Here is a 20,950-nt window from a genome sequence, read left to right on the forward strand (position 1 = left end):
AGATGTAGGTCAGGACGGCCATCCCCCCGCCCGAAATCACGGTGCACCCCCCGGACCACGCCAGCGCACGCCGCTGCCCTTCCGCGCGGGCGTCCAGATGGGCAAGGACCTCCATGTCCTCGAGCAGGTCCGGCACCGGCGCGCGGGACTGGTAGCGGAAGACTTCGTGGAAGCGGCTGATGTTGACCGCCAAGGCGGTGGACTCCCTGCGATGCCCGTCGGGCGGACCCGCGCGCGAGCGTAGGGGCCTCCGGGCCGTCCCACCAGGGGTGAACCGCCGACCATGCAGGCAGGCCAAGCGCCGGGAAGGCGGGGACGTTAGGTAGGATGGGCGGCCCCAACGGCATGGAGCGCGAGGTGGACCGTGGATGAAGTGAGCCGGAGGGCAGCGCTGAAGCTCATCGCGGCGGCGGGTGTCACCACCGTCGCGGGGTGTTCACGCGGCTCGGGAAAGGCAGAGGAGTCGAAGATGAGTCAGCAAGCGCAGCAACCGGAAGCCGTGGTCCGCGTGGATCCGCTCGGGCCGTCCCCCACCCCGTGGCGGACGCCGGATCCGTTCCTCTTCTGCGTGCACCATGACGACCGCTACCCCCAGGGCAACGAGAAGCTGGGGCCGCAGGCGTCGCTCACGGGCCGGGACATCGGCCAGGACTTCGCGGGGCGGGACGGCTGGAACATGTACCACGGCACTGTGGTGCCGGGCTTCCCGCAGCACCCGCACCGGGGCTTCGAGACGGTGACCATCGTGCGCAACGGGCTGCTGGACCACTCGGACTCGCTGGGCGCGGCGGCGCGCTTCGGCGGGGGCGACGTGCAGTGGCTCACCGCGGGCGGCGGCATCAACCACTCGGAGATGTTCCCGCTGCTCAAGCAGGACCAGGGCAACCACATCGAGCTGTTTCAAATCTGGCTCAACCTGCCGCGCGCCAACAAGATGGTGCCCGCGCACTTCTCCATGCTGTGGAACAACGTCATCCCGCGCCACGTGGCGAAGGACGACGCGGGCCGCGCCACGAACATCACCGTGGTGGCGGGCAACCTGGGTGACATCCAGGCGCCTCCGTCGCCGCCCAAGTCCTGGGCCGCGAACGCGGACGCGGACGTGGCCATCTGGACGCTGAAGATGGAGCCGGGTGCGCGCTGGACGCTGCCGGCCGCGAAGCGCGGCACGAACCGGATGCTCTACTTCTTCCTGGGCGCTGGGATGAAGGTCGGCGGCCGGGCGGTGCCGGCGCGCAACGCCATCGAGCTGCGCGCGGACGTGGACGTGGTGCTGGAGAACGGCCCGGAGACGGCGGAGCTGCTGCTGCTCCAGGGGCGGCCCATTGGCGAGCCGGTCGTGCAGTACGGCCCGTTCGTGATGAATTCGCGGCAGGAGATTCAGCAGGCCTTCGCGGACTACCAGCGCACGGGCTTCGGCGGCTGGCCCTGGCCCAGCCACGACCCGGTGCACGCGCGAGAAGAAGGCCGCTTCGCGCGGCACGCGGACGGCAACGTGGAGCGGCCGGCCTGATCAAGGCTTCTTCGCGTCAGCGCCCTCCCACTCGAAGCTCAGGGAGGGCGCCTTGGCGCTCCTGGCGTCCTTCATGAGGAAGCCCTCCTGGCGCGTGCGGGCGCGCTCCAGGGCGGGCTTCAGCGCTTCGGGGATGGGCAGCAGCACGCCCACCACGAACATGTTCCCGCGGCAGGACTCGTTGTCGTAGGCGAACGCGATGCGCACGGCGACCTTGTCGCCTTCGACGTGGTGGAAGGCGACCGAGCGCTTCACGTTGTCCAGGCCGGAGGAGTTGAAGCCCACGCAGTCCTCGCCGGGCTTCAGGATCTCCATCAGGCCTGCCACGGTCTTCGCGTCGTTGAAGGCCTTCGCGTCGTCGATGTGCTCCTTCACGAAGCTGTCGGCCTTGAGGGCCTGGAGGACGTCCTTCTCCGGGAACACGTCCAGCAGGTTGAAGGCGCCGTGCTCCTTCGTCACGTCCCAGGTGACGTAGCCGGAGTGAGCATACGGGTGGGCGCCGCCGGTGTAGCCGGAGCTGGACTCCTCGTAGCTCGCCCAGGGCCCCACGACCGACAGCACCTTGAAGGAGTGGTAGGCCTCCCAGTCGGACATGTCCCGGGTCTCCTCCGGGTCGGGCTTCAGGTCCTCCAGGAAGCCCTTCTTGCGGGACAGGAGGCCGAAGACCTCCTTGCCACCGCGCAGGGCGCGCAGGTCCTTCGAGGACATCTCGAACGTCACATCGGAGCCAGTGACCTTCCACGTGAGCGGCTGGGACTTGGGAGCGGGCGCGGCCGTGAACAGCGCCACCATCACCACGGAGCTCATGAGCATGCGCGCCATCCTGCCCGAACTCCGGACCGCCCGGTTTGCCGCCGGCCCGCCGTCGCGGTAGCACCCTTCCGTGGCCTCCTCTGGAATCGTCTACGCGTCCTTCGACCGCTTCCCCGCGCCCAAGGGCGCCGCCGTGCACATCCGCGCCTTCGTGGAGGCCCTGGGCGCCGCGTTTGGCCCGGTGGACCTCGTGGCCATCGGCGACGCGCCGGGCGCTCCCCCGCCTGCCCTGGGTCCCCACATCACCTACCACCCGCTGGGTGCCCGCGGGAAAGACCTGGTCGCCCAGGCGCTGACGTTCCGCTCGCACCTGGGTGCGTGGTGGAGGGGTCGGCCGCGCGCGACGGTCGTCCACGTCCGCTCCATCTTCGAGGGCTACCCCATCGCCCGGCGCAAGGCCGCCCTCACCGACGCGCTCGTCTACGAGGTCAACGGCCTGCCCTCCATCGAGCTCAAGTACCACCATCCCGATGTCTCCGATGACATGGAGCTGATGCGCAAGCTGCTCGCGCAGGAAGAGGCCTGCCTCCAGGCCGCGGACCTCCTCGTCACGCCCAGCGCCGTCACCGCCGAGCACCTGCTCTCACGCGGCGCGGATCCGAAGCGCCTGCGCGTCATCCCCAACGGCGTGGACCTGGACGTGTTCCGCTACGCACCTCCACGCCCCCCCGAAGCCGGCCGTCCCGTGCGCCTGCTCTACAGCGGCACCATGACCGCGTGGCAGGGCGTGCACCACGCCATCGAGGCCTGTCGCATCCTGCGCCGCGACCTGCCCGTGACCCTCACCCTCGTGGGCCCTCTGCGCAAGCACGCGCGCCGCGCCCTCCTGGACCGGTGCGGAGACCTCGTGCTCCAGGGCGCCGTTGAAATCCTCGAACCCCTGCCCCAGGAAGAGCTCGCCCGGCTGCACCACGCCTGCGACGTCGTGCTCGTGCCGCTGCCCGTGAACGACCGCAACTGCGTGCAGGGCTGCTGCCCCCTGAAGCTCCTCGAAGCCATGGCCACCGGCACGCCCGTCGTCGTCAGCGACCTGCCCGTGGTGCGCGCGCTCGCGGAGGCCACCGAGGCCTACCGCATCCGCCCCGGCTCGCCCAAGGCCATCGCGGAGGCCGTGAAGGACCTCATCGCCCATCCCGCCCTCGTCGCCGCCATGAGCGCCAACGCCCGAGCCCGCGTGGAGCGCGACTTCCCGTGGGGCCGCGCGCAGGAGGCGCTCGTGAACGCCTACTCGGACGACCTGGGCATCGCGCGAGTCAGCACGCGAGACAACACCGCCGCCTCCGCGTCCGCCTGAAAGCCCGCCTCGATTCGCGCGCGCGCCGCGGCCCCCAGCGCCGCGCGCTTCGCCTCGGGCATCCCCAGCACGTCCAGGCACGCCTGTCCCAGGTGGTTGAGCAGCGCCTTCTCCACGATGAAGCCATTCACCCCGGACTCCACCGCCTCCGGGATGCCGCCCGCGTCGCTGGCGATGACCGGCCGCGCGCACGCCATCGCCTCCAGCAGCGCGTTGGGCATGCCCTCCCACAACGACGGTTGGAGATACACGTCACACAGCCGCAGGTGCTCCGCGATGAGCTCCGGGGACTCCAGCGCGCCGGAGATGATGATGCGCGCCGCGTCCTCCGGATGCTCCGCCCGGTAGGCCACCAGGTGCTCCGCGTCCCGGGCGCGCACCTCGCCAATCACCAGCAGGCACGCGGGCCGCACGCGCCGCACCTCCGTGAGCGCGGACAAGAGGAACGGCAGCCCCTTCTTGTGGCGCAGCTCTCCAGAGAAGCCGAGCACCGCCTCGCCCGGCTGGATGCCCAATCGCTCGCGCAGGGCCGCGTCCGCCGGTCCCGGTGAGAACAGCGCCGTGTCCACCGCGTTGGGGATGACCTCCACGCCCGGGTCTCGGCCCAGCAGCATCGCCATCTTCCGGCCCAGGTCCGCGGACGCGGCGGTGAGCACGTCCGCCCGCTGAATCGTCCAGAGCAGGCGGGCGAAGTCTCCGGGCGGGAACATCAGCTGATCCACGTCATTGCCCCGCGCGCTGAGGATGGATCGCAGCCCCGCGCTCTGCGCGAACACCACCGCGAGGAAGCCCGGCGGGTACAGGTAGTGCCCCCACACCAGGTCATACTTCCGCCGCGAGTGCAGGTGGCCGAGCACATCGAGCGTGTGCTGCATGGACAGGTCCGCGCTGCCGAACAACCCCATCCGGTGCAGCGTGACGCCCTTCGCGAACGGCGACACGTCCCCCGCGTCCGGCACCGTCTCCAGCGCTCCGGGCTGCGCCGTGCGCGTCCAGGCCACCACGTCCACGCGTGCGCCCAGCCGCACGAGCGAGCCCGCGGTGCGCGCCCCGCTGCGCGCGAGCCCTCCGATGTCAGGGGGAAAGCGCTCGGCGAGAAGGAGGACGCGGGGACCGGAAGCCATGCCCTCAATCTACCCGTCCGCACGCGCTGGCGAGCGGGGAACCGTGAGGGATGAAAGGCGGAAGGCGTCCCGTTGCAACGCGCAATCCATGACGCAACCCCCGCCTGAAACCCTCGCCCCGGACGCCGCCCCCTCCACCACTGGAGCCAGGGGCCTCCTTGCCTCCCTGTGGCTGGCGGTGAAGGGCTCCACCGAGGACCTGGCCACCGGGCCCGTGGATCGCGCCTTCCTGCTGCTGTCCGTGCCCATGGTGCTGGAGATGGTGATGGAGTCCGTCTTCGCCCTGGTGGACGTGCTCTTCGTGTCGCGCCTGGGCGCGGACGCCATCGCCACCGTGGGCCTCACCGAGTCCATGCTCACGCTCCTCCAGACACTGCCGCTGGGTCTGTCCATCGGAGCCACCGCGCTCATCGCACGCCGCATCGGGCAGAAGGATCCGGAGCGCGCCGCGAGCACCGCGGTGCAGGCCCTGGGCCTGGGACTCGCGCTGGCCGTGCCGTTGGCGTTCGCGGGCAGCTTCTTCGCGCGTCCGCTGCTCATGGCCCTGGGCGCCGCGCCGGGCGTGGTGGAGCACGGCGCGGGCTACACGCGGCTGATGCTGGCCAGCTATCCCATCATCATGCTGCTGTTCCTCATCAGCGCCATCCTGCGCGGCGCGGGGGACGCGGCCACGTCCATGCGCGCGCTGTGGCTGGCCAACTCCGTGAACATCGTGCTCGCGCCGCTGTTCATCTTCGGCCTGGGCCCCGTGCCCGCACTGGGTGTCACCGGCGCCGCGCTGGCCACCACCGTGGGGCGCTCCACCGGCGTGCTGTATCAGGTGTACCGCCTGCTCAAGGGCAGCGGGCGTCTGGAATTGCGCCGCCGCCACCTGCGCGTGGACGTGTCCACGCTGCGCTCGCTGCTGAAGCTGTCAGGAGGCGCCACGCTCCAGTCGCTGTTGGGCATGTCCAGCTGGCTGGTGCTGATGCGCATCGTGGCCACCTTCGGCAGCACCGCGCTCGCGGGCTACACGCTGGCCATGCGCATCCTGCTCTTCGCGCAGCAGCCGTCATGGGGCCTGTCCCACGCGGCGGGCACGCTGGTGGGTCAGAGCCTGGGCGCGGGCGACACCGACCGCGCGGAGCGGGCCGCGTGGCGCGCCAGCTTCTACACGCTCGCGTTCCTGGGCGTGGTGGCGGTGGGCTTCCTCCTCTTCGCGGAGCCCCTCATCCACCGCTTCACCTCCGAGCCGGAGGTGGGCCTGCACGCCGTGCGCTGCCTGCGCATCGTCAGCTGCAGCCTGGCCCTCTACGCCTTCGTCACCGTGCTGCCCCACGCCTTCAACGGCGCGGGCGACACCACCACCCCCACGGTGGTGAACGCACTCTTCTCCTGGGGCCTCCAGCTGCCGCTCGCGTGGATCCTCTCCCATCCGTTGGGCCTGGGTCCCTCGGGCGCATTCATCGCCATCGCCGTCACGTATGGAGCGCTCGGCCTGGCGAGCGCCGCCCTCTTCCGGCGCGGCGGGTGGAAGCTGCGGCACGTCTGAGACCGTCCTCCATCAGCCGACAGTGGCCACGGCCTGGGGGCTGAGTTGAAAGCCTCCAGGCATGTGGAGACCTTCCCGAAACTCTCACGGCGAATGGGCACCTCCGGTGCCTCCAACCTCGGGGGCGCCAGTCACCCTGGGGCGCTTCCGAAGTGTCGCCGCGAGAGCACGGGGCACAACGGCGGGGAGGGGCTTCACACATGGCGGGCAACGAGCGGTTGGGCGTGGCGGTGGTGGGACTGGGCGGCGCGGTGGCGACCACGGCGGTGGCGGGCATGGAGCTCTTGCGCCGGGGACGGGTGGACACGCGAGGCCTGCCATTGGCGGACGCGAAGGGCCTGGGGCTGGTGGAGTACGGCGAGCTGACCTTCGGTGGCTGGGACCTGTTCGAGGACGACCTGGCGCACGCGGCGCGCAACCACGCGGTGCTGACGGAGGCGCAGTTGGAGGCGGTGGCGCCCACGCTGGGCCGCATGCGGCCGTGGCCCGCGGCCTCCAACGCGAAGTTCTGCAAGAACGTCGTCGGCACCGCGGAGAAGAAGGCGCGCACCCTGCGCGAACAGGTGCGGGCCATCCGCGACGACCTGGCCCGCTTCAAGCAACGTGAGCAGCTGGAGCGCGTGGTGGTGGTGAACCTGGCCTCCACGGAGAAGGCCGTGGACCTCACCCGTCCGGAGTTCGCCACGCCGGAGGCCTTCGAGAAGGCCCTGGACGCGAACGACCCGGACATCGGCCCCGCGATGCTCTACGCGTACGCGGCCATCGTGGACGGCCTCCCGTTCGCCAACTTCACGCCCAGCGTCGCCGCGGACGTGCCCGCGCTGCTGCTCCTGGCGAAGCGCACCGGCGCGCCCGTCGCGGGCAAGGACGGCAAGACGGGGCAGACGCTGCTCAAGACGGTGCTCGCGCCCGCGCTGCGCGACCGCGCGCTGCACGTGGACGGCTGGTACTCCACCAACATCCTGGGCAACCGCGACGGAGAGGCCCTCAACGACCCGGCGTCGAAGCAGAACAAGCTCGACACCAAGGGCGCCGCGCTGGACAGCATCCTTGGCTACAAGGTCCAGGACCACGTCGTTCAAATCCAGTACTACCGCCCGCGAGGGGACAACAAGGAGGCCTGGGACAACATCGACGTGACGGGCTTCCTGGGGCAGCCCATGCAGCTGAAGCTCAACTTCCTCTGCAAGGACTCCATCCTCGCCGCGCCGCTCGTCGTGGAGCTGGCGCGCACGCTGGACCTGGCGAAGCGCCGGGGCGAGTGCGGCGTCATCGACGCGCTGGGCTGTTTCTTCAAGGCCCCCATGTCGCAAGACGGCGAGCCCGTGGAGCACGCCATGGCGGAGCAGCAGCGCCGCTTGATGACATGGCTGTCCAAGGGCAGCGCGCGGCAGGTGGAGCGCCTTCCGGAACGCATCAGGGGTTGAACCATGAACGCACCCGCGCGTGACACGGCGTCCCCTGGCCGTTTGGCGGAGCTCCGCCCGCTCCTGTCGGAGCTGATGGACCTCAAGCGCATCCGCACCCCGGACCATCCGGACGGTCTGGCGGCGCACGGTTTCCGCCGGGCCTGGGCCGCGCTGGCCTCCGGCATGGACCCACGCATCGTGGCGCTGCAGGAGACGGCGCGCGCGTTGGCGGCGGTGCGGCTGGGCGGCCTGGACATGGCCGTCCTCCAGCGGGCGGGGCTGTCCCCGCTGGACGCGACGCGGGTGCTGCACCGGGGCCTGGAGGCGATGACCGGGCCGCTGGCCCCCGGCCTGCGGGAGCGGCTGTCCGTGGCGCTCTCGCAGACACCGGAGGAGGCATGTCACGTGCCGCCGCCCCTGTTCGTGGACCGGCTGGTGCGTCAACCCCGCGCCGGGGCCACGTTCCCCGGCCGGCCGCGCATCCTCGTGTCACCGCAGGAGGGCCACGCGGACCACTGCTACGCGGTGGCGGTGGGCGCGGTGCTCGTCGCGCCCTGCTTCAGCGCATCCCCTGCCCTGCCCTTCGTGGCGGGGCTTTCGCACCACCTCTTCAACGCGGTGCTGCCGGACGCGGGCTACTGCGGGGAGGCGCTGCTGGGGGACCTGCTGGAGCCCGTCATGAAGCGCCTCACGGAGAAGGCCCTGTCCTCGCTGCCGGAGCGGCTGGCCGGTGTCGTGCGGCAGGCGCTGGCGCTCACCGGCAACGTGGACTCGGCGGAGGCGCGCGCCTTCAACGCCGCGGACGCACTGGACCGGGTGCTGGAGCTGGAGGCCCACGCTCGAGCGGCGGGCTTCACCCTGCGCCACGCGATGGAGGACCTGGAGCTGATCCACCCCGGCCCGCTCCAGACGTTCGGCAACGGCGTCCTGCGCGACGCGGCGGTGTGGCCATGAGCCAGCGGCGGTTCCTGAACCTTCCCAACAGGCGGTGACCATGTTCGACGCGAAGCCGAGGCCCCGGAGACTGGGCTGGGCGGTGGTGGGCTGTGGCTGGGTGGCACGGGACTACGTCATCCCTGCGCTCCAGGGCGCGAGCAACGCGCGGCTGGTGGCCCTGTGCGACGCGAACGCGGAGGCGCTGATGCGCATCCCGGCGGACGACGTGAATCGCTACACCGAGCTGGGGTCGGTGCTGGCGGACAAGGACGTGCAGGCCGTCTACATCGCCACGCCCAACCACCTGCACGCGGCGATGACGGAGGTGTGCGCGGCGGCGGGAAAGCATGTGCTGTGCGAGAAGCCCATGGCGGTCACGCCGCGCGACGGCCTGCGCATGGTCTCCGCGTGCCAGCGCGCGGGCGTGCACTACGCCACCGCGTTCGACCAGCGCCACCACGCGGCGCACCGCAAGCTGCGCATGCTGGTGAAGGAGGGCGTGCTGGGCACCGTCACCCAGGCGCGCATCCACTACGCCTGCTGGCTGCCCGAGGACTGGACGCCGGACAACTGGCGCATCGACCCGGAGCAGGCCGGCGGCGGCGCGATGATCGACCTGGCACCGCACGGCCTGGACCTGCTGGAGGTGGTGCTGGGCGACGAGTGGGAGTCGCTCACCGCCATGACGCAGCGGCGCGTGCACTGCTACGCCGTGGACGACGGCGCGGTGCTGATGGGCCAGTTCAAGAGCGGCGCGCTGGGCCTGTTGCAGGTGGCCTACAACTGCCCGGACGCGTACCCCCGGCGCACGCTGGAGCTCATCGGCACCCGGGCGCGAGCGCTGGCCTACAAGACGATGGGCCAGACACCCGGCGGCTCCCTGTCGCTCATCGACGCGAAGACGGGAGAGGAGACATGGGTCCCCCTCTCGCCGGAAGAGGACCGGAGCCCCTTCCTCCACCAGCTGGAGGTCTTCTCCACGTGCGTGCTGGAGGGGCGGCCACAGCCGTTCGCGCCAGAGCGCGACGTGCGGTTGGTGGGGCTGCTGACGCAGGCGACGCAGGCCGGAAAGGCGTTTCCGCCATGCCACTGACCCGCTACGCCTGCACCCACTGCGGCACGTGGCAGCCGGGCTTCCCGAGCGAGCGGCCCACGGGCTGTCCCACGTGCCTGGACGTGCGCAACGCGCTGCCGCGCGACGGATGGGACTTCCAGACGGCGGGCCAGGTGTCGGAGCGGCTCACCACGCGCTGGGAGGAGGCGCTGCCCGGCATCTGGGGCTTCACCTGCACGCCGCCCTTCGGCCTGGGCTCCACGGGGTGGCTGTTGCGCAGACCCGAGGGCAACGTCTGCTTCGAGGGCGCGCCCTGGTACTCACGGCCCGCGCTGGAGTTCATCGAGGTGATGGGCGGCCTCCAGGTGCTGTCCGCGTCGCACCCGCACGGCTTCGGGGCGCTGTGGCAATTGCAGGAGCACTTCGACCCGCTGCTCGTGCTGCACCGGGACGCGGTCCAGTACAGCAAGGCCTTCCAGGTGCGCTGGCCGGTGGATGACGAGCATGAGCTGGCGCCGGGCCTGACGTTGCATTGCGTGGGCGGCCACTACGAGGGCCAGACGGTGCTGTACGACGCGCGCACCCGTTCACTGTTCTGCGGCGACGCGCTGAAGGTGGACCTGGACGCGCGAGGCAGGCCCACGGGCCTGTCGTGCCACAAGGGCTTCCACTCCGCGATTCCGCTGAGCCACGGCGAGCTGCGCCGCTACCGCGCGGTGCTCAAGCAGCTCCCGTTCGAGAACGTCTTCACCCCGTTCGAGTTCGCGCGAGGCGTCACCCGCGAGCACGCGCTGGCGCTGTTCGACCGGCTGCTCTCGGGCATGCCGCACACCCGTCCCCTGCCCTTGGAGGAACTGTCATGAGCATTGCCCGAGCCCTGGATGCGTATCACCACGCCATGTCCACCGGCGCCCTGCAGATGTTCCGCATCGACCCCATCGACCGGCTGGGAATTCCCGTGGCCTCCGCCAGTCTGGCGCTGGGGGGCGGTTCGAGCGCGGTGCTGCACGGCAACGGCTATGGCCGCACGGACGAAGAGGCGCGGGTGGGCGCGCTGGGCGAGCTGGTGGAGGAGACCTTCTGTGAGCTCGCGATGCACCGAATGCCGCGCGTGCACGGCAGCTACGAGGCGCTGGTGCGCGCGAGAGGTCCCACCGCGGTGGCGGATCCGCTCACGCTGGGGCTGCCCGCGGGCAGTCCGTATCAACCGGACCTGCCGCTCGTCTGGGTGGAGATGCAGCGGCTGTCCACGGGGGAGCGGGTGCTGGTGCCGGAGGAATACGTCGCCATCCACCCCGGGCAATTGCAGGGGAGAACACCGCTCATCACCCCCATCACCAACGGCCAGGGCGCGGGGCTGACGCGGCCCCAGGCGCTGGCGCACGGCCTGCTGGAGCTCATCCAGCGCGACGGCAACGGGCTGATGTACCGCGCCATGGACCAGGGCGTGGAGCTGGACCTGGAAGGCACGGACCTGGCGCCGGACGTGCGCGAGCTGCTGGAGCTCTACCGCCGCGCGGGCGTGGAGGTGATGGCGAAGCTGGCCAGCACGGACTTCGGCCTGGTGAACCTGTACGTGGTGGGCCGCGACCTGTCCGTGGGGGACCAGCCGCTGATGGTGACGGCGTGCGGAGAGGCGGCCGACCCGGACCGGGACCGGGCGCTGCGCAAGGCGCTGCTGGAGTACGCCTGTTCGCGCGCGCGCAAGGCGTTCATGCACGGGCCGCTGAGCCACGTGGCCCGGGTGGCGCCGCCGGAATACATGGACCGCTTCGTGCCGCGGGTGGACCTGGACGCGGAGGAGCCGCGCGCGCTGAACGCGATGGTGGAGTGGGCGCGGCTGCCAGCCTCGGCGCTGCGAGAGCTGACGGCGTGCACGCTGATGATCCGCCAGAAGGTGCGCTTCGAGGACCTGCCCCGTTCGCCCACCGTGGAGGACCCCTCGCTCCGGTGCGACCACGTGGTGAGGCAGCTGCACGCAGAGGGCTTCGACATCCTGGTCGCGGACCTGTCGCCGCCGGGCCGCCAGGTGCACGTGGTGAAGGCGCTGGTGCCGGGCCTGGAGGTGGAGACGATGACGTACAACCGCCTGGGCGAGCGCAACGTGGCGCGGCTCCTGGAGCGCAGGGACCCGCTGGTGGGCCTGGGAGCACCGCCGTCGGGAGCGCAGCCGGTGCGACTGACGCCGGACGCCGAGTCACGGCTGGGAGGCCCCGTCTGGTTCAACGTGCGGCTGGCGGAAGCGCGAGTGGGGAGGCTGTACGCGCTCTACCGGGAGCCGGACCGCCACGCGGTGCCGGCGGTGCTCGCGAGCCGCCGCTTCGGAGGGCAGTGAGCCATGGCCCTGCGCTTCGCATACAACACCAACGGCGTATCGAATCACCGCTTCGAGGACGCGCTGGGCCTCATCGCGGACAGTGGCTACGACGGCGTGGCGCTGACGCTGGACCACCACCACTTCGACCCGTTCGCGCCGGACTTCGAGCGGCGCACGGAACAGCTCGCCACTCGGCTGGAGCGGCTGGGCCTGGGGCTGGTGGTGGAGACGGGGGCGCGCTTCCTGCTGGACCCTCGGAGGAAGCACGAGCCCACGCTCATCACACCGGACGCGCAAGGCCGTGCGCGGCGGCTGGAGTTCCTGAAGCGCGCGGTGGACGTGTGCGGGACGTGCCGGGGGGAAGCGGTGTCCTTCTGGGCGGGAGTGCCACGTCCCGGAGTGACGGAGAAGGCCGCGTGGCCGTGGCTGGTGGACGGCGTGGCACGGCTGGCGGAGTACGCGGCGGCACGCGGCGTGGTGCTGGCGGTGGAGCCGGAGCCAGGGATGCTGGTGGAGACGGTGGACGATTGGCGTCAGTTGGAGACGCGGGTGCCCGGCGTGCGTCTGGCATTGGACGTGGGCCACCTGCTGGTGACGCAGGAGCGGACGCCCGCGGAAGCGGTGCGCGAGTTCGCGCAGGTGCTGGGCACGGTGGCGCTGGAGGACATGAAGCGCGGCGTGCATGAGCACCTGCCCTTTGGCGAAGGGGACGTGGACGTGCCGTCGGTGCTGCGCGAGCTGACACGCGCGGGCTGCGACCGGCTGGTGTGCGTGGAGCTGTCTCGGGACGCGCACCGGGCGCACGAGCTGGTGCCCTGGGCGCTGGAATGGTTGAGGAAGCGCCTGCCGACGGGCGCGGAGGTGGCGGCATGAACACCGTGAACGGGCTGCGAATCTGTTTCATCTCCCGGCGCTTCTTTCCGGCCATCTCAGGGATGAGCGTCTATGCGCTGAACCTGGTGCGGGAGCTGGTGGCGTGCGGGCACGACGTGACGATGGTGAGCCAGTACCGCAGCGACGCGGCAGGCATGGCGGTGTACGGGGGCGGGCCGCCACCGGGAATCCCAGGCGCGCACGTGCTGGGCTGCGAGTCGGTGGGCGAGCAGCGCATCAACCAGGGCCAGCCGGCGAGCTTCGAGCATGACCTGGAGGTGATGGTGAACACGGTGGTCCGCGAGCACCGGCGCCGCCCGTTCGACCTCATCCATGCGCAGTACGGCTATCCGTGCGGCCTGGCGGCGCTGCAAGCGGCGAGGCTGTTGGGATTGCCCAACGTCGTCTCCATCCAGGGCGGAGATGGGCACTGGGTGGGGGCCTGCTGCGGGACGCACAAGCAGGCCATGCTCGCGGTGCTGGGCCACGCGGGGGCGCTGCTGATTGGGAGCAGGTCCTTCGCGGAAGAAGTGAGCGGGAACCACGGGACACCGCTGGAGCGGTTCACCATCGTCCCCGGCGCCACGGACACGCTGCGCTTCCATCCGAGGAGTGAGTCGGCGGTGGGAGAAACGCGGGACGTGCCGGTGTGGCTGTACCACGGCCGGGTGGACGCTCGGAAAGGGGTGATGGAGCTGCTGGATGCCGTGCGGCGGCTGGTGGCGGACGGGCGGAGGTTCAAGCTGCGGGTGTCTGGTATTGGACCGGACCTGGAGGCGGTGCGAGCGAAGGTGGAGGCGGAGGGGCTCCACGGCGTGGTGGATCTCACGGGGGCATCCCTCTACGCGAAGGCGCCGGACCTGTACCGGAGCGCGGACCTGTTCGTGTCGCCCACGTATTCAGAGGGGTTCTCCAACACGCTGCTGGAGGCGATGGCCTCCGGGCTGCCCATCGTGTCGACGCGAGCGGTGGGGGTGGTGGACTGCCTGGAGGACGGGCGGGACGCGCTGCTGGTGCCACCGAAGGACAGCGCCGCGCTGGCGGAGGCGATGGGCCGGATGATGGACGACCCGCCGCTGCGCAAGCGGTTGGCGGCGACGGCGCTGCGCGAGGTGCGGGAGTTGTACTCGTGGCGTGCGGTGGGGCGGAGGATTCAAGGTGTCTACAGGAACCTGACAGGCACGCGGCCGGACACGCGGTGGACACACCTCTACGACCCGGCGATGACGGAGGAGCGAGCGGACCACACGTGCCGCTTCCGGGCGGAGCCGCACCTCCTATGAGCACGGCCCTGTTCGTGTCGCCGCACCTGGACGACGTAGCCTTCTCCTGTGGAGGCACGTTGGCGGCGTTGAAGGCGAAGGGGTGGACGGTGGCGCTCGTCACCGTCTTCACGAAGTCGGTGCCGGGGCCGAAGGGCTTCGCGCTGCAATGTCAGACATCGAAGGGGCTGGGGCCGGAGGTGGACTACATGTCCCTGCGGAGGAAAGAGGACCGCGCCTTCGCGGTCTGCATGGGCGTGGACCAGGTGCGCTGGGGGGACCTGGAGGAAGCGCCGCACCGGGGCTACGCAAGCCCTGAAGCGCTGTTCCAGCCACCGCGAGCGGACGACGTCATCGAAGCGAAGGTGGCGAAGTGTTTGAAGCCGGTGTTGTGGGACCTGAAGCCGGACCGGGTCTTCGTGCCCCAGGCCCTGGGAAGCCACGTGGACCACGTGCACGTGGTGCGAGCAGTGAAGGGGCTGGGCATCCCAACGAACCGGATCCTCTACTACCGGGACACGCCGTACGCCGTGCGCCAACCGAAGGCCCACCCCGACCCCGCCGTGCCCCAGGGCCTGCACCCGCTGGCGGTGGACATCACGGAGCACCTGCCGAAGAAGGTGGAGGGCTGCGTCCGCTACGGCACGCAACTGGGCTTCCAGTTCGGCGGAGTGGACGGCCTGGCGCGGACGCTCACGGCGTTCCACCGGATGGAAGCACAGACACGCGGTCAGTCAGGAGCCGCGGAGGTGTTCCTGACGGATGGGGTCAGCTAGGAAGCCGCAAGGGATGCAGCAGGCCCGCGGCGTCGAGCACTTGTTGAACCTCCGAAGCCAGCGCGACGTGTTCCGGGTTCGTCACCGTGAACCGCTCCGGAGTGAGGACCACGAGGGTTCCCAGGTCGCCCACGGGCTCGACGCGTACGGGGGCGGGGAGCGGGGGCACGGTCCCCCTCTGGCGGGAGAAGTACATCACCCAGCCAGGAAGTGTTCCCATCTTGGGCCGTGAGGACAGGCTCCCATAATGATCACTCGAGGTGGCGAAACCAAACTCAGGATCCCAAGCAAGCGCCATCTCCCGAACCACTTGGGAAAGCACGGCCGCGGTCAAGATGCGTTCTGAGAGTGGCCCCTCCTCGGGTGGGGACAGGACACAGGTAGAAGGAGTCCAGGGATCCGCGGAGCCACATGTCCCAGTGACACTCGCCGTTTCATCGGGCCGAGCCCCCGCCCAGAGCCAGTACTGGAAGGCATCTCCCAGCCGGCGGTCCTTCCTGCTGAAGTGCTTGCGCAGCGAATCCACGTCCGTAGCAACCTGCTTTTGAGACGCATCCTTGAAGGAGCTCGCTGTTTCGCACCAGCGGTTCCATGTCGGTTCGATGCGGGCCAGGAACTGGAAAAAGGCTGAGGCACGCCGAGCGCACTGCTCCGCGGATTCGCTACGTCCCAGCCAATACGCACCTGCAAAATAGGATTCCATCATGGAGGGGGGACTTTGGCTGGACGTAGGACGACTTCAATGCCGATGCTTTCCCGCTCGAACATCCTCTTGAGGACCCTCGAGAACCGCTCCTCCGCGACAAGCCAACGCACAGGAGTATCCCCGGCCGCGCGCAGTTGACGTCTTGCCTGTTCACGAAGGCCCTTTCCTCCCTCGAAGTACCTCTTGAATCCCGGCCCCTCATCAAGAAACTTCTCGTATCCAGGGCCCTTGGCGTCCAGCAGAACGCTCTCATCCAGGTCATAGCCGTCAAAGTCGACCTCCTCGTCCCCCCGCTTGACCCGGTACGCGGAGCCCTTCGGAGCCCCCGTCACCTGCGCTTGATAGTCGCGGGCGCGATTGGACATCGACTCATTCACCTGCACCCACTTGCCCGGCCCACCTGCTGGCGGCATCCCTCCGCCGCTGCTCGCGGGAGGCGGGCCCACGGCGGCCATGGCCACCGCCGTGGACGCGAGCGTCACCTCCACCACGCCGTCCACCACCGCCACCGCGCTCACGTCCAGCACGCGCGCAGGGTTGAAGCCCGCCTGCGTCGAGCCCAGCCTCACCGCGTCCGGAAAGCGCGGCATCAAAGAGAGCGCGGATGACAACCCCACCGTCACGCCGTGACTCACCAACATCGTCACCGCGAGCACGAAGACGCGCGCCACCTCCGGCCCCAGTGCCTGCGCGAAGACTTCCGCCGCCTCCTCCAACTCCTGGAACGTCTGCGCCCTATCCGTCGCATCCTTCAGTGCACCGCACGCCCTCACCACCGTGAGGAACGACTGCACGCCCACGTACGCCAGGAACACAGCGGCAATCACCGCCGCTGCCTTCGTGAACACGGGCTCCGGCGCCGCGGCCAGCACCACCCAGGATGCAATCGCTCCCGACACCACGGACACGAAGAACTCCGGATTCAGCGTGTCCTGCAGCGCGGCCCCGATGCTCGCGCGCAAGGGGTCCAGCGACATGCCCACCGCGAGCGTCAGCCGGTCCAACTCACCGAAACCCGCGCCGTCCTCCATCAAGGACAGACAGTCCCCAGGAGCCTCATGCGCCCGGCACCACCGCCCGTACCCGTCCCGCAGCATGAACCCGAATCCCAGGTCCAGCTGCGCCCCCTTCTTCGCGACCGCGCGCACCACCTTCGGTGCCCGCACCGTCAGTGGCGCCTCCAGCACCAGCCGCGTCAGCGCCTCCTCGAACTCCCGAGCGCTGACCGGCACACGGCGGTCCCACGTCACCGGCGCATACGTCCGGGTCTCCCGTTCCGTGCGCAGCCGCACCGTGGGTCCACTGGCGCAGCCCGCCCAGAACACCAGCAGCATCAGCCAGCAGCCAGCCCGTCCCCACGGTTTCGTGCCCAAGTGGCGTCTCCAACCCACGACGTGTCGTCTAGACTGCTCCGAGGACCGCGAATGTCTCCCAGGTCCCCGGAGCACGAATCATGACGTCCATCTCGGATGAAACCCACCAACGCATCACCGACCTCTGCGCCCAGGGAGACACCGCGGCGGGAGAGGACGACTTCGAGCAGGCCCTGAAACACTTCAAGGCCGCCCTCGCCCTGATTCCGGAACCCACCCGCGACCATCAGCAGAACACCTGGGTGCGCGCCGCCATCGGCGACATGTACTTCCAGCTCGAACGCTTCGAGGACTGCCGCGAGCACTTCCGCGAAGCCGTCCACTCGCCGGGAGGGCTCGGCAATCCCTTCATCCACCTGCGGCTCGGCCAGTGCGCCCTGGAGCTGGGAGACGAAGCCCGCGCCGCCGATGAGCTGGCCCGAGCCTTCATGGGCGGAGGTGAGGAGCTCTTCGAAGGCGACGACGCGAAGTACCTGGAGTTTATCCAGTCCCGCCTGCAACCGCCCCAGGACGATTGAGGAATCCGGGACCCGAGCGCCGGCCTCCCCGCTCGACCTGGCGCCTCACGCACGCGGGGAATGCACACCCTGAGGCGTGAACCCGCTCCCGCGAGGAGGCGCCCATGACACGCCAGCAGCCGAGCACCGTCCGTCCCTTCTTCCCGGAAGGCTTCCGCGAAGGTGACGAGGACGTCAACGGCACGCGGATCCACTTCGTCATCGGCGGCGAGGGCAGCCCCGTCCTGCTGCTGCACGGCTACACGCAGACGCACCTCATGTGGTGGCGCCTGGCGCCCGAGCTGGCGAAGCAGCACACCGTGCTCATCCCGGACCTGAGAGGCGCGGGTGGCTCGGCCGCCCCCGCGCAGGGCTATGACAAGGAGACGATGGCCGGCGACATGCGCGCGCTGGTGAAGAAGCTCGGCTTCGACAAGGTCTCCGTCGTGGGCCACGACATCGGCCTGATGGTCGCCTACGCCTACGCCGCCCGGTTCCCCGGCGAGGTCGAACGCCTGGCCCTCCTGGACGCGTTCCTGCCGGGCATCGAGCCCTGGTCCGACCAGGTCATGAAGAGCCTGGACGTGTGGCACTTCACCTTCAACGGCCCCACCGCGGAGAAGCTGGTGCAGGGGCGCGAGCGCATCTACTTCGACCATTTCTGGACCGACTTCGCCGCCAATCCCCAGGCCGTCGGCGAAGCGGAACGGCAGGCGTACACGGAGGCCTACGCGGCCCCGGGCCGGCTCCACTCGACATGGGGCTACTTCCAGGCGTTGGACCAGGACAAGAAGGCCTTCCGGGAGCTGGCCCGGAACAAACTCCCCATGCCCGTGATGGTCATTGGCGGTGACAAGTCCATGGGCGAACCGCTCGTCGCGCAGGCGCGAGCGGTGGCGACCCAGGTCGAGCCCCACATCCTCCGGGACACCGGCCACTGGGTGACCGAGGAGCGGCCAGCGGAGGTCCGCGAGCTGCTCGGAGACTTCCTCCGGGCGTGACGCCTGGCCTTCCGCGTCCGCTAGGCTCCGAAGCCGCCCAGCGCCGTGCGGCTGAAGCTGGCCGCGCCCTGGCTGACGCGCACGGCGGACTGGCTGAACACCTGGAACGCGGCGCGGATCTCCTGGGCGCTCTGCCCCGGCGTGAGAATCCACCGGTCCGAGATGCCCATCTCCTGGAACACGCGCCGGAAGTCCGTCACCCCATCGTCGATGCCCATCGCCGCGACGATGTGGTTCTCCACCCGGTGCAGGTCCTTCACCAGCGCCGCCACGTCCTTCGCCCGCGCCTTCTGCGAGCCCGCGTCAGCGCCGTCCGTGATGAGCAGCGTCACCGTGCGCACCGGCACCCCGTTGCCGCTGAACTCCTGCGCCTTCGCCAGCACCGTGCCCAGCAGCACCACCGCCTGGTCGTACAGCGGCGTCCCCTGGTCCGCCGAGTAGTTCTTGGAGTGCATCCGCACCACGTCCTCCAGCGGCCGGAACGGATTGAGCACGTGTCCGTTCAGGTAGCGCGTGTGGAACAGCACGCCGTCCTTCTGCTGGCTCGCCAGCAGCGCGTCCAGCACCAGGTTGTGCCCATCACACACCGTCTTCTCGTGCCCCGAGTGCGCGATGCTCCCGGAGTCATCCGGCATCACCGTCACCAGCACCACCTCGCTCGCCTGCACGTCGTCCACGTGGATGCCCAGACCCGCTTGGATCTGCGCCCCCAGGTCCACCACCGTGAGCGTCTGCAACCCCGCGGGGCTGAGGATGCCCTCCGCGTGCGCGTCCTCGAAGAGCTTCGTGACACCCGTCCCGTTCGCCTTGCTCATGTCCGTGTCTCCCTTCGTGTGAGTGCCAATTCCAGACGTCACGCCAGGTGCAGGTCCGGCCAGCTGGCCAGCGGATCCGTCGACTTCACCAGGTGCATGCCCGCGTCAGCGAAGCGCTTGAGCGCCGCGTCCGCCTGCGGCGTGAAGTCCGCCGCGAAGCCGCCCTTGCCGTCCGGCACCGTCACCGACGACATGCAGTCCGTCAGCAGATACACCTTGCGAGCCAGCGCCGCGTCCTGCGCGACAATCTCCCCCAACAGGTCATCGATGCTGCTCTTCACGCAGTGGCTGGCCGCCTGCCCGCCAATCACCACCGCGTCCGACGTGAGCAGCGTCTTCAGGAACTGCGTGTTGCGCTGCGCGAGCGGCTGGCCGTCATGCCGCATCAACACCTCCGGCCGCAGCACCGAGTAGTTCTCCGTCAGCGGGTTGCCACCCTTCACCTCCGCCCACGACTGCACGCCGCGCGCGTACGAGTGGAACAGCCGCGCCTCCTGCACCACGCCCGACAGCGCGTGCCCGTCGCTGCCCAGCAGGCAGTGCGGCGGCCACAGGTAGAGCGTGTACTTCCCCGCGCGCTCCAACTCCTCGCAGTAGAACTTCACCTGCTTGAGCAGCCACGGGTAGTTGCCGCCGCACAGCCACTTCGCCACCGCGGGGTTCGGCCTCGCCTGGCCGCGTTCAATCTGCTCGCGAGTCACCTCGCGGTACGGCTGGAGCGGCTGGTCGTCCTGGTCCACCCAGAACGACGGGAAGAAGATCTGGAAGGCGAAGTGCGTATCCAGCGTCGCGGTGACGTTCGTCAACGTCCCCAGGTTCCGGTAGATGAACTCCGCGATGCGGCGGTTGTCGTCGATGGCGCCCCGCCCGCTGCGCCCCGCCACGTACAGCGAGCCATCCGGGAAGCAGAAGTCCTTCTGCACGTCGATGAGCAACAGGTGCAGGTTGAAGCGGTCCGTGGCCGCCGCCGTCACGCCCTGCGCCGCCTTCCACGCCCCGGCGTCACGCTGGAGCTTCCCGGCGTTCGCGCCGTAGCCGTACTCCGCCGCGTGGTTCGAATTGTAGAACCCGGGCAGCGGCAGTTCCTTCGCGGTCGTCTTCTTCATGTCCATCCCCCTGTGTGTGTTTCACTTCATCCGCAGCAAGGTGAGGTCCTGGGCCCCCACCACCGTCAATCCCTCTCGCGACAGCAGGAGCTCGCGGCCCGCGTCCACGAACGGCTCCGCGTCCGGGAACTCGCGCACCGCCACCAACTGGCCCTGCTGGAGCTCCACGCGCGTCAGCCCCGCGTCCGTGGCGCAGAAGAGCGCGCCCCCCACGGCGCACTTTCCACGCAGCGTCCCCAGCCACGAGCCGTCCCCCGCGTCGGCCCGGGCGCTCGCGCGCACCGCCCCGTCCGAACCCAGCAGCACCGCGTGGTGCACCGTGCGGCCGTTGGCCTCCTCCGCGAGCAGCAGCCACACCGCGTCCGCGTCGAACACGGCCTCCGCGTCCAGCAACTGCCCTGACGGCCACGGCAGTGCGAGTCCGTCCCGCAGGCCCTTGCGCTCCACGTTGAACAGGAAGGCCCCCCGCAGCCCCGCCGCGCGGTGGAAACCCAGGCCGAACCGGGGTCCCACGAACAGCCGCGTCTGCCCCTGCAGCACGTCCCCCCAC

Annotated in this window: 20 protein-coding genes and 1 pseudogene; 13 read left to right on the top strand and 8 right to left on the bottom strand. The window is 70.1% G+C overall.

Features of this window, described 5'->3' with window-relative positions:
* On the bottom strand, positions 1-193 hold a 193-nt coding region (locus D7V77_RS27365), incomplete at its 3' end, for a hypothetical protein (RefSeq protein ID WP_147452172.1).
* 276 nt (positions 194-469) lie between these two features.
* Here D7V77_RS27365 and D7V77_RS27370 point away from each other — a divergent pair.
* Complete coding sequence (locus D7V77_RS27370; RefSeq protein WP_120579249.1) at positions 470-1,513, top strand: pirin family protein; 1,044 nt, start codon at positions 470-472, stop codon at positions 1,511-1,513.
* Here the strand turns inward: D7V77_RS27370 and D7V77_RS27375 are convergent, their stop codons facing one another.
* Positions 1,514-2,326: a hypothetical protein gene (locus tag D7V77_RS27375; protein WP_233597261.1), complete on the bottom strand. Its 813-nt coding sequence runs from the start codon at positions 2,324-2,326 to the stop codon at positions 1,514-1,516.
* Positions 2,327-2,396: 70 nt separating this feature from the next.
* On the opposite strand from D7V77_RS27375, the gene D7V77_RS27380 reads away from it, so the two are divergent.
* A complete protein-coding gene (locus D7V77_RS27380) occupies positions 2,397-3,620 on the top strand; it encodes a glycosyltransferase family 4 protein (protein WP_120579251.1) in 1,224 nt (407 codons plus the stop codon).
* Here the strand turns inward: D7V77_RS27380 and D7V77_RS27385 are convergent.
* Positions 3,551-4,744, bottom strand: a complete 1,194-nt coding sequence (locus tag D7V77_RS27385; RefSeq protein ID WP_120579252.1) for a glycosyltransferase — start codon at positions 4,742-4,744, stop codon at positions 3,551-3,553. The genes D7V77_RS27380 and D7V77_RS27385 overlap by 70 nt on opposite strands.
* An 88-nt stretch (positions 4,745-4,832) precedes the next feature.
* Here D7V77_RS27385 and D7V77_RS27390 point away from each other — a divergent pair, with 88 nt between their 5' ends.
* The 9 genes from D7V77_RS27390 to D7V77_RS27430 all read left to right on the top strand — a co-directional run bounded on the left by D7V77_RS27390 (position 4,833) and on the right by D7V77_RS27430 (position 14,902).
* Complete coding sequence (locus tag D7V77_RS27390; protein WP_120579253.1) at positions 4,833-6,275, top strand: MATE family efflux transporter; 1,443 nt, start codon at positions 4,833-4,835, stop codon at positions 6,273-6,275.
* A gap of 200 nt (positions 6,276-6,475) precedes the next feature.
* Positions 6,476-7,702, top strand: a complete 1,227-nt coding sequence (locus D7V77_RS27395; protein ID WP_120579254.1) for an inositol-3-phosphate synthase — start codon at positions 6,476-6,478, stop codon at positions 7,700-7,702.
* A 3-nt stretch (positions 7,703-7,705) separates the two neighbouring features.
* Positions 7,706-8,638 (top strand): hypothetical protein, encoded by a 933-nt coding sequence (locus D7V77_RS27400; protein WP_120579255.1) that lies wholly within the window; start codon positions 7,706-7,708, stop codon positions 8,636-8,638.
* A gap of 40 nt (positions 8,639-8,678) precedes the next feature.
* On the top strand, positions 8,679-9,713 hold the full coding sequence (locus D7V77_RS27405; protein WP_120579266.1) for a Gfo/Idh/MocA family protein: 1,035 nt from the start codon (positions 8,679-8,681) through the stop codon (positions 9,711-9,713).
* Positions 9,704-10,537 carry a hypothetical protein gene (locus tag D7V77_RS27410; RefSeq protein ID WP_120579256.1) on the top strand — a complete coding sequence of 278 codons (834 nt, stop codon included), beginning with the start codon at positions 9,704-9,706 and terminating at the stop codon, positions 10,535-10,537. Before D7V77_RS27405 ends, D7V77_RS27410 begins: the two co-directional genes overlap by 10 nt.
* Positions 10,534-12,009: a YcaO-like family protein gene (locus D7V77_RS27415; RefSeq protein WP_120579257.1), complete on the top strand. Its 1,476-nt coding sequence runs from the start codon at positions 10,534-10,536 to the stop codon at positions 12,007-12,009. Before D7V77_RS27410 ends, D7V77_RS27415 begins: the two co-directional genes overlap by 4 nt.
* A 3-nt stretch (positions 12,010-12,012) precedes the next feature.
* On the top strand, positions 12,013-12,864 hold the full coding sequence (locus tag D7V77_RS27420) for a sugar phosphate isomerase/epimerase (RefSeq protein ID WP_120579258.1): 852 nt from the start codon (positions 12,013-12,015) through the stop codon (positions 12,862-12,864).
* The gene (locus tag D7V77_RS27425; RefSeq protein WP_120579259.1) at positions 12,861-14,147 is read left to right on the top strand and encodes a glycosyltransferase family 4 protein; all 1,287 of its coding nucleotides are present in this window, start codon (positions 12,861-12,863) and stop codon (positions 14,145-14,147) included. Before D7V77_RS27420 ends, D7V77_RS27425 begins: the two co-directional genes overlap by 4 nt.
* Positions 14,144-14,902, top strand: coding sequence for a PIG-L deacetylase family protein (locus tag D7V77_RS27430; RefSeq protein ID WP_120579260.1), 759 nt, complete (start codon positions 14,144-14,146; stop codon positions 14,900-14,902). Before D7V77_RS27425 ends, D7V77_RS27430 begins: the two co-directional genes overlap by 4 nt.
* Here the strand turns inward: D7V77_RS27430 and D7V77_RS45580 are convergent.
* Both D7V77_RS45580 and D7V77_RS27440 read right to left on the bottom strand, forming a co-directional pair.
* Positions 14,895-15,608, bottom strand: a complete 714-nt coding sequence (locus D7V77_RS45580; protein ID WP_120579261.1) for an immunity 52 family protein — start codon at positions 15,606-15,608, stop codon at positions 14,895-14,897. The two genes, D7V77_RS27430 and D7V77_RS45580, sit on opposite strands and share 8 nt — an antisense overlap.
* Positions 15,605-16,981, bottom strand: coding sequence for a restriction endonuclease fold toxin 5 domain-containing protein (locus D7V77_RS27440; protein ID WP_233597262.1), 1,377 nt, complete (start codon positions 16,979-16,981; stop codon positions 15,605-15,607). Before D7V77_RS27440 ends, D7V77_RS45580 begins: the two co-directional genes overlap by 4 nt.
* Before the next feature lie 80 nt (positions 16,982-17,061).
* Here D7V77_RS27440 and D7V77_RS27445 point away from each other — a divergent pair, with 80 nt between their 5' ends.
* Together D7V77_RS27445 and D7V77_RS27450 are read left to right on the top strand one after the other, a co-directional pair.
* Entirely contained in the window at positions 17,062-17,499 is a 438-nt protein-coding gene (locus D7V77_RS27445) for a lipopolysaccharide assembly protein LapB (RefSeq protein ID WP_120579263.1), read from the top strand.
* A 104-nt stretch (positions 17,500-17,603) separates the two neighbouring features.
* Positions 17,604-18,479, top strand: a complete 876-nt coding sequence (locus D7V77_RS27450; protein ID WP_120579264.1) for an alpha/beta fold hydrolase — start codon at positions 17,604-17,606, stop codon at positions 18,477-18,479.
* A 20-nt stretch (positions 18,480-18,499) separates the two neighbouring features.
* Here the strand turns inward: D7V77_RS27450 and D7V77_RS27455 are convergent, their stop codons facing one another.
* From D7V77_RS27455 to D7V77_RS27465, 3 genes and pseudogenes are all read right to left on the bottom strand, one after another.
* On the bottom strand, positions 18,500-19,294 hold the full coding sequence (locus D7V77_RS27455; RefSeq protein ID WP_120579265.1) for a hypothetical protein: 795 nt from the start codon (positions 19,292-19,294) through the stop codon (positions 18,500-18,502).
* Positions 19,295-19,332: 38 nt separating this feature from the next.
* Complete coding sequence (locus tag D7V77_RS27460) at positions 19,333-20,400, bottom strand: nicotinamidase (protein WP_120579267.1); 1,068 nt, start codon at positions 20,398-20,400, stop codon at positions 19,333-19,335.
* A gap of 21 nt (positions 20,401-20,421) precedes the next feature.
* A pseudogene (locus D7V77_RS27465) lies at positions 20,422-20,950 on the bottom strand (hypothetical protein); the annotation flags it as partial.

It is taken from the genome of Corallococcus sp. CA041A (assembly GCF_003612075.1).
GTDB lineage: Bacteria > Myxococcota > Myxococcia > Myxococcales > Myxococcaceae > Corallococcus > Corallococcus exiguus.